The sequence below is a fragment of the Sphingorhabdus buctiana genome, from assembly GCF_042680825.1.
Classification (GTDB): Bacteria; Pseudomonadota; Alphaproteobacteria; order Sphingomonadales; family Sphingomonadaceae; genus Sphingorhabdus_B; species Sphingorhabdus_B buctiana.
Map to the genome: position 1 here is coordinate 61292 of NZ_JBHUEL010000011.1, position 12048 is coordinate 73339.

Here is a 12048-nt window from a genome sequence, read left to right on the forward strand (position 1 = left end):
ATCAATGCGCCGTCTGCCCCAAGAGTTGCCGTGTGACGGGATGCGAGCTGGTGAGGCCGCCATCGACCGCAATCGCTTGCCCGTTGACATAGCTCGCCTGATCGGAAGCCAGGAACAGGGCAACATTGGCCAGCTCCTCAGGCTGCGCTGCACGCTTCAGCGGGTTCAACTGCCCCACCTTGTGCATCACATCCTTCGAACGCGCATAGTCAAAGGTAGGCTTGGTCATTCCGGTTTCGGTCAGCCCCGGGCAAATCGCGTTTACGCGGACACCCGAAGTGGTCAGCTGCTGTGCGGACGTCTTGGCGAGATTGATAACGCCAGCCTTCGACGCCGAATAGGTCAATGGTCCAGCACCCGAATTGAGTCCCGCCACGCTCGCGGTAAGCACGATCGAGCCGCCACGCCCCTGATCGACCATCGCCTTGCCTGCATGCTTCACCATCAACGCGGGACCAATCACATTTACGCGGAAGGTTTCGGCCATGGCGGCAGGATCGATTTCGAAAATTCCGCCCATGTCACCGATGATGCCCGCATTGGCAAAAGCAACATCAACGCCGCCATAGGTCGAAGTTGCAGTTGCAACGAGTTTCGCGACATCCGCTTCGACACCGGCATCAATCTGCAATGCCGTTACCGTGCCGCCAGCTTCCTCGACCATCTTCGCGGTTTCGAACACTGCCTCGGTCTTGTCACCGATAACCAGCTTCGCGCCCTCTGCGGCGAACCGCTTGGCCGAGGCGCGGCCGATGCCCGAACCGGCGCCTGTTATGATTGCGACTTTGCCTTCGAGTGCGCCCATGCTCATCCTCCTGAAATAGTGTTGCCGCCGTCGATCACGATCGTCTGGCCGGTGGTAAAGCCGCCTGCCTTGCTGGCAAGGAATACCGCTGCCCCGGCAATTTCATGCGGCTCGCCAATGCGGCGCAGCGAGGAACGACGGGTCGAAATTTCCAGCGTATCGGGATTTTCCCAAAGCGCGCGGGCAAAGTCGGTCTTGATCAGGCCCGGAGCGATGCAGTTGACGCGTACGCCCTTGGGCCCGAATTCATCGGCGAGGTTGCGCGCCATCTGCATGTCGGCAGCCTTGGAAATGCAATAGGCTCCGATGACGGTCGACGCCTTGAGCCCGCCTACTGACGAAACGATGGTGATAGAACCACCGCCACGCTCCAGCATTTCGGGTGCGACCATGTGGATCAGCCAATGGTTCGACAATATGTTATTGTCCATGATCTTGCGGAACTGATCATCGCTAATCCCGGCGCTGGGGCCATAATAGGGATTGGAAGCCGCGTTGCAGACCAGCGCGGTGATCTTGCCAAAAGCCTTGCGGGTTTCGTCGACCAGATGCTGCAGATCATCCTTCGACGAAATATTGGCAGCAACGGCAATCGCCGTGCCCGCGCCGTATTTGGCATTGATTTCAGAAGCCACCGCCTCGCAGGCATCCTGCTTGCGGCTGGAAATGACTACCTTGGCGCCGTGCTCGGCCATTTCTTCGGCAATCGCCTTGCCGATGCCGCGCGATGATCCGGTGATGAGGGCAACCTGCCCGCTCATGTCGAAAAGGGACATATGATCTCCTCCAAAAAAGTCGTCCCTGCGCAAGCAGGTACTGCGATAGGCTCACCCAAAGCGCGCAGCGAAAACTTTTAGCGGCCCCGGCTTTCGCCGGGGCGACGCCATGTTTAAGCCCCTGCTTTCACGGCAAATTCCAATGCCTTGTCGACCAACGGGGTCACACGGTCCGACATCGCTTTCGCATGCGCAGAGCTTGCCGTGCCATCGATCACGCGCTTCTTGATGCCCTGCATGATGCCCGCAAGGCGGAAGAAGTTGTAAGCGAGATACCAGTTGAGATCTGGAATGCTGTCGCGACCCGTCGCCGCGCAATAGCGCTCAACGACTTCCTCAAGCTCAGGGATACCCAATTCCTTGCGGTCGATATCCTTGACGCCTGAACGACCTCCGTTTTCGGTCACCCACGCCATGGCGACATAGGAGAAGTCCGCAAGCGGATCGCCAATCGTCGACAGTTCCCAATCAAGCACCGCGAGGCATTTCGGGCTGCCCCGATCAAAAATGGCGTTATCGATGCGGAAATCGCCATGCACCACGCTGGTGCGCGTCTGCTCCGGCAATGTCGCTGGCAGCCATTCGATCAGCTTTTCCATGCCGGGCATGGTTTCGGTTTCCGACAGGCGATATTGCTTCGTCCAGCGATCCACCTGGCGACCGAAATAGTTTCCGGGCTTGCCAAAATCGGAAAGCCCTGCCGCCTCAATGTCGGTGTTGTGCAGTTTGGCCAACACATCGAACATCTCGAAATAGACCGCGCGCCGTTCCTCAGGCGTGCTTCCCGGCATCGCACCATTCCAGATGGTGCGGCCATCGACCATGCCCATCACGTAGAACCAGCTGCCAATCACGCTGTCATCGGTGCACAGGCCATATTGGCGCGCGACCGGGAACCCGGTCTTATACATGCCAGCCTGCACCTTATATTCGCGATCGACCGCATGCGCCGAAGGCAGCAATGGGCCGAACGGCTTGCGCCGGAGCACATAATTGCCCGACTCCGCCTCGATCTTGTAGGTCGGGTTCGATTGCCCGCCCTTGAACTTTGTCAGGTGCAGAGGGCCTTTAAAGCCCTCCACATTGGCCTGCATCCATTCGGTCAGGCGCCCCTCATCCAGCTTGTCGGCACCTTCCGGTTCGACCGTGCCGACAAAGGCCTCTTCAGCATTCATCGCAGCAACATCGCTCATTGATCGAATACGATAACGCTCCGCGCGCTATCGCCCTTCTTCATTTTCTCGAAGCCTTCATTGATCTGCTCGAGCGGAATGCGCTCAGCAATGATGCTGTCGAGATCGAGCAGGCCACGCATATAGAAATCGACAAGGCGCGGCATATCGACGGGGAAGCGGTTGCCACCCATGATCGCACCTTGCAGCTTTTTGCCCGACAGCAGATCCATGGCCGAAAGGCCAACGCTATGCTGTAGCGGCATCATGCCAAGGATCGTTGCGGTGCCGCCGCGGCGCAGCGATTTGACCGCCAGTTCGCCCGAAGCCGGACGACCGACAGCCTCAACCGCATGGTCAACGCCGCCATTGGTGAGGTCGATAATCTGCGCGGCGGCATCGTCTGCCAGTGCGTCAACCACATCGGTTGCGCCCAGTTTCTTTGCCAATTCGCGCTTTTCTGGGATCGGGTCTGCAGCGATGATCCGCCCAGCACCGGCAATCTTTGCCGCGTTGATGGTCGCGAGACCAACGCCGCCACAACCGACAACGGCCACGGTTTCGCCCGGCGTAACCTTACACGCGTTGAAGATCGTACCCGCGCCCGTCGTCACGGCACAGCCGATAACCGCCGCCCGATCCAGCGGCATTTCTGGATCAATGCGGGTGCAGGCATGTTCGTGGATGAGCATCATTTCAGCAAAAGCCGAAAGGTTGAGCATCTGGTTGACCGGCGAGCCATCGGGGCGCGAAAGCCGTGACGGCTGATCCGGTGCGCGGCGCGTATCGGCACCAAGGCACAGCGACATGCGTCCCGTGACGCAAAATTCGCAATGCCCGCAGAAAGCCGAAAGGCAGGTGATGACTGCATCACCCGGCTTTACCGTGCGCACTTCCGATCCCACCGCTTCGACGATACCCGCCGCTTCGTGGCCCGGCACTGCGGGCAACGGATGCGGATAGGTGCCTTCGATGAAGTGCAAATCCGAATGGCAAAGCCCGCAGGCCGCATTGCGGATCAACACTTCATGCGGACCCGGCTTCGAAATTTGCAGGGTTTCGATTTCGAGCGGCTTACCCGGTTCGATAAGGACTGCAGCTTTCATCAGCGTGTCACCGCGAGGCTACCGCTCGACAGTTCAACGCCGCCACGGACACCGCCATATTTGCCGAGTTCCATGCGTGCGATCGAACGGTTGTGGACTTCATCCGGACCGTCAGCAAGGCGCAGCGTACGCTGATGTGCCCAAGCCGAAGCGAGGCCGAAATCTTCCGAAACGCCACCGCCGCCATGTGCCTGGATGGCATCATCGATGATCTTGAGCGCCATGTTCGGTGCCTGCACCTTGATCATGGCAATCTCGTTGGCCGCTGCCTTGTTGCCAACCGTATCCATCATATGGGCGGCCTTGAGGCAGAGCAGGCGAGTCATTTCGATATCGATACGCGCGCGGGCAATACGCTCATGCCAAACGCTGTGTTCGGCAATCGTCTTGCCGAATGCGACGCGGCTGGTTAGGCGCTTGCACATTTTTTCCAGCGCTTCTTCCGCAACGCCGATGGTGCGCATGCAGTGGTGGATACGGCCGGGCCCGAGGCGACCCTGCGCGATCTCGAATCCGCGGCCTTCGCCAAGGATGACATTATCCACGGGAACGCGAACATCCTTAAGTTCGACTTCCATATGGCCATGCGGCGCATCGTCATAACCGAAGACTGGCAAGTGGCGGATGATGTTCACGCCCGGCGCATCCATCGGAACGATGATTTGCGACTGCTGCTGGTGCTTCTGCGCGCCGGTATCGGTCTTGCCCATCACGATCGCGACCTTGCAACGCGGATCTCCAAGACCCGACGACCACCATTTGCGGCCATTGATCACATATTCATCTCCATCGCGAACCATGCGGGTTTCGATGTTGGTTGCATCCGACGATGCGACAGCAGGTTCGGTCATCAGGAAGGCTGAACGGATTTCGCCGTTCATCAGCGGCACCAGCCACTTCTTCTTCTGCTCTGCAGTGCCATAGCGGTTGAAGACTTCCATATTGCCGGTGTCGGGTGCCGAGCAGTTGAACACTTCGGAAGCAAAGCCGACACGGCCCATTTCCTCCGCGCACAGCGCATATTCGACGTTGGTCAGCTGCGGACCGTCAAATTCAATCGTGGTATCCAGGTGCGGATTTGCGCCCTGCGGCGGCATGAAGAGGTTCCAAAGGCCGGCAGCCTTGGCACGCGCCTTTTCTTCCTCGACGACCTGGATCACCTTCCAGCGTTCGCCGGTGGCATCCTCTTTCTTATAGTCGGCGATGCGCGGACGCAGATAGGTATCGATGTGGTTCTTGATACGGTCGCGCCAATAGGTTTCGCGTTCGGTGAAGGTAAAGTCCATGCGAGTCGTCCTCTTTTAATCGTCCGGTTAACCTGATTTCCTTGGGCCTATCCGGCCCTTGCTTCAACTGTTTTTTCGCCTTCGGCGAGACGCCGAACACGTTCTTCATGATCGGCGCGGGTGATCGGGAATTTGCGGATACGCCAGATGGTGCCAAGACCGAGTAGGACGATCGTGCTGATGTAGGCAATAACGAGCGTATCAATCACCGGACCGGGCACGGTAGCAGGGTCTGCCTTTTCGGGCAGGCCTGCCATCGAGATGATAAAGCCGCCGATCAGGATGCCCGCACCCGTCGCGCATTTGTTGACGAACAGGTTGCCGGCATAGAGCAAACCTTCCGACCGCCGGCCAGTATGCTCTTCGGTCACCTCGACCACATCGGCAATCATCGACGCGACCGAAATCTGGATGATTACCCCCGAGCAATTGGCGATGAAGAAGAAGGCAAACACCAATGCTGTCGAGACATTGGTTCCTGTCTCCGGCCAGAACCCAGCAAGAAACAGCAGGAAGGGCGTGATCCAAAAGCCGGCATTGATGAAAATGAACCGGAAGGCCGAGTCTTTCTTGCCCCAAAGCTTGTTGAAATAGGCGACAAGGAAAAAGGCGATGATGACGCTGCCAAAGAGAAGCCAAGGATAGGCCTGGAACCAGCGTTCGGGAAAGCGCCATACGAAGATGTAGAGATAGTTCGATAGCACATAGGTGACCTGCGTGCTTATCGCTGCAAAGGCGACGGCCGAGATCAATACCAAATAGGTCGGGTGCGAAACCGAATGCCAGATTTCGCGCATCGCCTCTCCAATCGTCGTGCGGTCAGGCTGGGAAGCAGGCAAGTGGGCAAGCCTTTTGTGCTGTCCGATTGCCGATAGCAGTACGGTGAATGCCATCAGGCACGCACCGGTGATGCCATATGTCCAATAGCCTTCCTCCAGCAGCTGGCCGACTTCGCCTTCCTTGTCAGAAACAAGGAACACACCATAAGCCAGGAACAACATCAGCAACCCGCCCGCCCAAGCGAACAGATAGCGCAGCCGCATCAGGCTGGTTCGTTCGTCATAATCCTGGGTCAGCTCTGGCAGGATCGCGACAGATGGTACTTCGCAAGCTGAAACAAGCGTGCGCACAAATATCGCGGTAACCACCAGATAGGCAAAGGCTTGCCACCCCTCGAGCCCGGGCGGATGCCAGAGAAGCATCCACGAAGCGGCCAAAGGCACGGCAGCCAGATACAGCCAGGGCAGTCGCCTGCCCCATCGTGAATAAGTTCGGTCGCTCATATGCCCGATAATCGGGTCGGCAAAGGCATCGACGATCATGGCAATCGCCAAGGCTGCACCCACCAACCGGGCATCCATACCGATGACCTGGTTGTAGAACAGCAGCAGGAAGGTCGAAAAGCCGTTCTCCTTCACGCCATAAGCGATGCTGCCAAAGCCGTGAAAGAATTTGATGCGCGTCGGAACGCGCCCGTCCGAGGTGATCGTCATTCCTGGGCCGCACCAACGAAGTTCTGAACCGAATCGAACATCGCAGGGGCATTTTCATCCCAGCTGTGGCGGGGGCCGATGGTGATGCCACCGTCGACCACCATATGTGTGCCAGTGATAAAGCGCGCTTCATTGCTGGCCAGATAGGCGACCATCGAAGCGATATCTTCGGGATTGCCACCGCCCTTGACCGGTTGAGCCTGATTGGCGACTTCGTGGATCACGACATTGGCTGCATCGCGATTTTCACGCGGAACTTCCAGCGCCGAAGCAAAGATATTGGTCTTGATGAAACCGGGGCAGATCGCGTTGACCCGTATGTCAAATTTCGCAAGTTCCGCCGCAGCCATTTTCGAAAGGTGCAGAACGCCAATCTTGGCAACCGCATAGGCCGAAGGCGAATAACCCGCGCCAAGCGCGGCGACGCTGGCGGTATTCACAATCGAGGCGCCCGGGCGGCCCTTCATATGCGGCACCGCATAACGGATACCCATGGCGACAGAGCGCAGCAGCAAGTCCATCGTCCGGTCCCAGCCTTCGGGGGAGATTTCGTCGATAGGCGCACGATCGCCAACGGCGCCGGCATTGTTGAAGACGATATCGATGCCGCCGGTTTTTTGGGCTGCCAGATCCATCAATGCCTTTATGTCATCGACATTGCAGACATCGGTGCGTTTGAAGATGATCTTGCCGTTTGAAGTGGCGGCAAGTTCGCTTCCGCCCTCTTCGTCGATATCTCCCGCGATAACGGTAGCGCCTTCTTCAGCCAATCGAAGGCAAGTGGCCTTGCCGATACCTGACGCCGCACCGGTTACCACCGCAGTCTTTCCAGCGAATCTCATCTTCCTCTCCTCTTCCCGACTCTCTCGCTGCCATCCTGTCTGCTTAAAAAGGCGCGGTCAACGGGCGCAAAAATGCCGTTACGGAAAGCAGCATTCGCAAGTTGACGCTTGCGTAAAGCGCACAAAGGGACATAGTGATTCGGCACTTTTTTAGGAGAATCCCGATGAGCGAACTGGATGCATTCCGGACGGAAATCCGGGCGTGGATAGAGGCAAATTGCCCGCCCGAAATGAAAACGCCGATCAAAAGCGATGATGACACCTGCTGGGGCGGACGCAAGTTCGTGTTCCAGAGCGAGGCCCAAAAAGTCTGGATGGAGCGCTGCGCCGAAAAGGGCCTGACCGTTCCCGACTGGCCCAAGGAATATGGCGGCGCAGGCCTTTCACCGGCTGAAACCAAGATTTTCAGGAACGAACTGGCAAAGGCTGGTGCGCGCGTTCCGTTGTCAAGCTTTGGCATCTGGATGCTTGGCCCGGCTTTGCTGAAATTCGGTACCGAGGAACAGAAGCGCCATTACCTGCCGCAGATCGCACGCGGGGAAATCCGCTGGTGCCAAGGCTATTCGGAACCGGGCTCCGGGTCTGACCTTGTTTCGCTGCAGACTTTTGGCGAAGACAAGGGCGACCATTGGGTGGTCAACGGCCAGAAGATCTGGACCAGCTATGCCGATAAAGCCGACTGGATTTTCTGCCTTGTTCGCACCGACAAGGAAAACAAATATCAGGGCATCAGCTTCCTGCTGTTCGACATGGAAACGCCGGGCGTTACCACCAAGCCGATCAAGCTGATCTCGGGCTATTCGCCGTTCTGCGAAACCTTCTTCGACAATGTCGTGGTTCCCAAGCACCAGATTGTTGGCGAACTAAACCGCGGTTGGGATGTTGCCAAATATTTGCTCGGCCATGAGCGTGAGATGATTTCCGGCATGGGCGGCGGCGATGGCGGCACCGCTTCGCTTGGTGGCGGCTTCAAGGATGCATTAGGCGACGAGCCGATCCTGCGCGCACAACTGGCGATGTTCGACGTCGAAAGCCTGGCTTTCCGTGCACATAGCGAGCGCTTCATGGACGAATGGAAGACCGGCAAAGCCCATCCGGCCTATTCGAACTTGATGAAATATATCGGAACCGAGCTAAACAAAAAGCGGCACGAACTGGTGATGGCTGCGGGTGGTTCGGACTATCTCGAATGGGAGAGCGAACGGTCGAACGGCGGCAAGCGGGCACGCGATTGGCTCCGCACCAAGGCTAATTCGATCGAAGGCGGCACGAGCGAAGTCATGCTTAACGTCGTCGCAAAACGCATTCTCGACATGCCGGGAGCCTGACCAATGGCAATGACTTATAATGAAGACCAGTCGATGCTGCGCGATAGCGCGCGCGACTTCATGAAGACTGAAGCCCCCGTCGCGCACCTGCGCAAATATCGGGACATGGATTGCAAGGACGGCTTTAGCCACGATCTGTGGAAGCAATTCTCGGAAATGGGCTTTACCGGCATCCTGATCCCCGAAGCCGATGGCGGGCTAGGCATGGGACATGTCGAAGCCGGCATTGTGCTGGAGGAGATCGGGCGCAACCTATCCCCCTCGCCCTTCCTTTCGACCTCGGTGGTTGCTGTCGAGGCGCTTAAAGCCGCCGACAAGGCTATGCGCGATCGCTGGTTCCCCGGCATCCTTGCCGGCGAGACCGTGATCGGCATCGCGCTGGAGGAAGGCAAGAAGCACCATCCTGAAAAGATTGCCCTCAAGGCCGAGCGCAGCGGTAATGGCTTCAAACTGAGCGGCGCAAAGCAGTTCGTGGTGCAAGGTAGCTCCTCGGACATGCTGATTGTGGCAGCGCGGACTGGTGGCGCAGTTGGCGAAACCGACGGGTTGACGCTGTTCGCAGTCGAAAAGGATGCTGCTGGCCTGTCGATGGAAGCAGCGCGCACCGTTGATTCCGCAATGGCGGCACGTGTAGCCTTTGAAGGCGTAGAGGTAACTGCAGACGCCGTGATTGGCGATGTCGATGGGGGCTGGGCCGTTCTTTCGAAAATGCTCAATGCCGGACGGACCGGATCTGCTGCTGAAATGGTTGGCGTTGGCACTGGCGCAATGGACCTGACTTTTGACTATCTGAAACAGCGCAAGCAGTTCGGCCGCGTCATTGGTGAATTCCAGGCGCTGCAGCATCGTGCCGCGCATCTTTATGGCGAAATGGAAATGGCACGTTCGGCGGTCCTCAAGGCGCAGAACTTCCTCGACGAGGAAGATCCGCGTGCAGAGCTTTATGCTTCGGTTGCCAAGGCCAAAGCCGGGCTCGCCTGCAACCTTTCGGTACGTGAGGGCGTACAGATGCATGGCGGCATCGGCATGACCGACGAATACGACATCGGCCTTTATATGAAACGCGACCGTGCTTTGGCCGAGTTCATGGGCGACATCTATTTCCACGCCGACCGCGTGGCCAAACTGAACGGATATTGATCATGGACTTGCAAAAACTTTTCAGCCTCGAAGGTCGTGTGGCTCTTGTCACCGGCGGTTCGAAAAACCTTGGCCGTCATATGGCCGAGGGTTTCATCGCCGCTGGCGCAAAGGTCTATATCAACTCACGCAAGGCCGATGCCTGTGAAGCGACTGCGGCAGAGCTTGGCCCGAATTGCATTCCGCTGCCGATGGATGTCTCCTCGGTAGAAGGATGCAAGGCATTGGCTGCGGCCTTGGCCGAACGCGAGCCAAAGCTCGATATCCTGGTCAACAACGCCGGGGCTGCCTGGGGCGCACCCTTTGAGGAGTTCCCTGAAGCGGGTTGGGACAAGGTTATGGACCTCAACGTCAAGGGCCCCTTCTTCCTGACACAAGCGCTGTACCCGCTGCTTAAGGCTGCCGCGACCAAGGCCCATCCTGCCAAAGTCATCAATATCGGCTCGATCGACGGCATTCGCCTCAACCCATGGGAAACCTACAGCTACCATGCATCCAAGTCCGCGATCCTTTACCTGACCAAGCGCATGGCCGCACGGTTGGTGCAGGATCAGATAAATGTCACCGCGATCGCGCCAGGTGCCTTTGCATCCGACATGAACCGCGCTGCACGCGACCATGCCGACGCTGTAGCCGGCAACATTCCGAACAAGCGCATCGGCGTCGCCGAAGATATGGCAGCGGCTGCCATCTACCTTGCCTCGGATGCGGGCAACTATGTCGTTGGCGATACCATCACCGTCGATGGCGGCGTGGCCCACGCCAACATCGGTTCACCGAGCATCGACGCGTGAGCGTATCGGGCCTTGCAGAGGGCAAATATGCGGGCGTTAAGTCCGTTATGGAGGCCAGCCTCGCAAGTGGTGCGGATATCGGTGCCTCCTTTTGCGTAACGCAAGGCGGCGAAACCGTGATCGACATCTGGGGCGGCCACGCCGACCCGGAAAAGACGAGTGAGTGGGAGCGCGATACCATCGTCAACGTCTATTCGACGACCAAGACGATGGCCGCGCTTACCGCGCTTATGCTCGCCGACCGCGGTGTTTTCGATCTGCACGATCGGGTGGCTAAATTCTGGCCTGAATTTGCTGCCGAGGGCAAGGAAGATGTGACGATTGCGCAGCTTTTGAGCCATTCGGCCGGATTGTCTGGCTGGAAGGAACAATTGCAACGCGAAGATCTGTATGATTGGTCGAAGTGCACCGACCTGCTGGCCCGACAGGCGCCTTTTTGGGAGCCGGGGACGGCCCCGGGCTATCACGCGCTGACGCAGGGCTATCTGATCGGCGAAGTCGTCCGCCGCGCAACCGGCAAGACAATCGGTACCGTTTTCCGTGAGGAAATTGCCGAACCGTTGGGCGCTGATTTCCATATCGGCTTGCCAGCTTCGGAAGACAGCCGGGTTGCCACCTTGCAACCGCCACCAGTCGCCGTTGGAGCGCAAGCGGGTTCCGACTTGCAAAAAAACATGGCGACCAATCCCGGCATAGATGTTGGCGAAACCACCAAAAGGGCATGGCGCGGGGCCGAAATCCCAGCGGCGGGTGGTACAGGCAATGCGCGTTCAGTTGCCGAGATCCACGCGATCCTTGCCAATGGCGGCGTTGCCAAGGGCAAACGCTTCCTATCCGAAGCTGGTTGTCGCCGTGCACTCGAGTGCCAGGTCGAAGGAACCGATCTCGTGCTGGGCATACCGGTGCGGTTCGGTATGGGCTTCGGCCTGCCAGGCGGAATGGTTCCATTACCCAACGCAAACAGTTGCTATTGGGGCGGTTATGGCGGCTCAGTTGCAATTATCGACATGGATACGCAATCGAGCTTTTCTTATGTCATGAACCGGATGGAGGGTACTACCACCGGTGATGCCCGCGGATTTGCGTTGGTTATGGCGACCTGGCAAGCAATGGCTGCCTAGTACGCAATCCGATAAACGAGTTTGAAAAGGCCAGTTGCATTTCGTGCAACTGGCCTTTTTCTTTTCGCAATTGCACAATGAAGTCGCAATCGCCAAATGCCCCTCAACGAAAGCGAAACTTTCGAAACATTGATGGGCCGGGCACTCTCCTCCTCCTCTCCCCGCCCGCCCGTTGATACGAACGG

The 12048-nt window shown here is 58.0% G+C and carries 11 protein-coding genes; 4 read left to right on the plus strand and 7 right to left on the minus strand.

What is annotated here, in order from left to right:
• Position 1: 1 nt before the first annotated feature.
• The 7 genes from ACFSAG_RS12820 to ACFSAG_RS12850 form a co-directional block, all read right to left on the minus strand.
• Positions 2–805 (minus strand): SDR family NAD(P)-dependent oxidoreductase, encoded by an 804-nt coding sequence (locus ACFSAG_RS12820; protein ID WP_381515488.1) that lies wholly within the window; start codon positions 803–805, stop codon positions 2–4.
• Between the two features lie 2 nt (positions 806–807).
• Positions 808–1581, minus strand: a complete 774-nt coding sequence (locus tag ACFSAG_RS12825) for an SDR family NAD(P)-dependent oxidoreductase (RefSeq protein ID WP_381515491.1) — start codon at positions 1579–1581, stop codon at positions 808–810.
• A 113-nt stretch (positions 1582–1694) separates the two neighbouring features.
• The gene (locus ACFSAG_RS12830) at positions 1695–2774 is read right to left on the minus strand and encodes a phosphotransferase family protein (protein ID WP_381515493.1); all 1080 of its coding nucleotides are present in this window, start codon (positions 2772–2774) and stop codon (positions 1695–1697) included.
• The gene (locus ACFSAG_RS12835; RefSeq protein ID WP_381515496.1) at positions 2771–3859 is read right to left on the minus strand and encodes a Zn-dependent alcohol dehydrogenase; all 1089 of its coding nucleotides are present in this window, start codon (positions 3857–3859) and stop codon (positions 2771–2773) included. The genes ACFSAG_RS12830 and ACFSAG_RS12835 overlap by 4 nt, the downstream gene beginning before the upstream one ends.
• Positions 3859–5145, minus strand: coding sequence for an acyl-CoA dehydrogenase family protein (locus ACFSAG_RS12840; protein WP_374612601.1), 1287 nt, complete (start codon positions 5143–5145; stop codon positions 3859–3861). Before ACFSAG_RS12840 ends, ACFSAG_RS12835 begins: the two co-directional genes overlap by 1 nt.
• A gap of 47 nt (positions 5146–5192) precedes the next feature.
• Positions 5193–6638 (minus strand): MFS transporter, encoded by a 1446-nt coding sequence (locus tag ACFSAG_RS12845; RefSeq protein ID WP_374612603.1) that lies wholly within the window; start codon positions 6636–6638, stop codon positions 5193–5195.
• Positions 6635–7480: an SDR family NAD(P)-dependent oxidoreductase gene (locus ACFSAG_RS12850; protein ID WP_381515501.1), complete on the minus strand. Its 846-nt coding sequence runs from the start codon at positions 7478–7480 to the stop codon at positions 6635–6637. Before ACFSAG_RS12850 ends, ACFSAG_RS12845 begins: the two co-directional genes overlap by 4 nt.
• 164 nt (positions 7481–7644) lie before the next feature.
• Between ACFSAG_RS12850 and ACFSAG_RS12855 the strand changes: the two genes are divergently transcribed.
• The 4 genes from ACFSAG_RS12855 to ACFSAG_RS12870 are packed head-to-tail and all read left to right on the plus strand — an operon-like array spanning position 7645 to position 11863.
• Positions 7645–8808, plus strand: a complete 1164-nt coding sequence (locus tag ACFSAG_RS12855) for an acyl-CoA dehydrogenase family protein (protein ID WP_381515504.1) — start codon at positions 7645–7647, stop codon at positions 8806–8808.
• 3 nt (positions 8809–8811) lie between these two features.
• Positions 8812–9948 (plus strand): acyl-CoA dehydrogenase family protein, encoded by a 1137-nt coding sequence (locus ACFSAG_RS12860; RefSeq protein ID WP_374612609.1) that lies wholly within the window; start codon positions 8812–8814, stop codon positions 9946–9948.
• Positions 9949–9950: 2 nt separating this feature from the next.
• A complete protein-coding gene (locus ACFSAG_RS12865; protein ID WP_381515507.1) occupies positions 9951–10742 on the plus strand; it encodes an SDR family oxidoreductase in 792 nt (263 codons plus the stop codon).
• Positions 10743–10789: 47 nt separating this feature from the next.
• Complete coding sequence (locus ACFSAG_RS12870; RefSeq protein ID WP_381515510.1) at positions 10790–11863, plus strand: serine hydrolase domain-containing protein; 1074 nt, start codon at positions 10790–10792, stop codon at positions 11861–11863.
• Positions 11864–12048 lie beyond the last annotated feature (185 nt).

Coding starts and splice junctions, on each gene's coding strand:
- ACFSAG_RS12865 (WP_381515507.1), top strand. CDS start 9,951: ATGGACTTGCAAAAACTTTTCAGCCTCGAAGGTCGTGTGGCTCTTGTC.
- ACFSAG_RS12845 (WP_374612603.1), bottom strand. CDS start 6,638: ATGACGATCACCTCGGACGGGCGCGTTCCGACGCGCATCAAATTCTTT.
- ACFSAG_RS12855 (WP_381515504.1), top strand. CDS start 7,645: ATGAGCGAACTGGATGCATTCCGGACGGAAATCCGGGCGTGGATAGAG.
- ACFSAG_RS12825 (WP_381515491.1), bottom strand. CDS start 1,581: ATGTCCCTTTTCGACATGAGCGGGCAGGTTGCCCTCATCACCGGATCA.
- ACFSAG_RS12835 (WP_381515496.1), bottom strand. CDS start 3,859: ATGAAAGCTGCAGTCCTTATCGAACCGGGTAAGCCGCTCGAAATCGAA.
- ACFSAG_RS12830 (WP_381515493.1), bottom strand. CDS start 2,774: ATGAGCGATGTTGCTGCGATGAATGCTGAAGAGGCCTTTGTCGGCACG.
- ACFSAG_RS12840 (WP_374612601.1), bottom strand. CDS start 5,145: ATGGACTTTACCTTCACCGAACGCGAAACCTATTGGCGCGACCGTATC.
- ACFSAG_RS12860 (WP_374612609.1), top strand. CDS start 8,812: ATGGCAATGACTTATAATGAAGACCAGTCGATGCTGCGCGATAGCGCG.
- ACFSAG_RS12870 (WP_381515510.1), top strand. CDS start 10,790: ATGGAGGCCAGCCTCGCAAGTGGTGCGGATATCGGTGCCTCCTTTTGC.
- ACFSAG_RS12820 (WP_381515488.1), bottom strand. CDS start 805: ATGGGCGCACTCGAAGGCAAAGTCGCAATCATAACAGGCGCCGGTTCG.
- ACFSAG_RS12850 (WP_381515501.1), bottom strand. CDS start 7,480: ATGAGATTCGCTGGAAAGACTGCGGTGGTAACCGGTGCGGCGTCAGGT.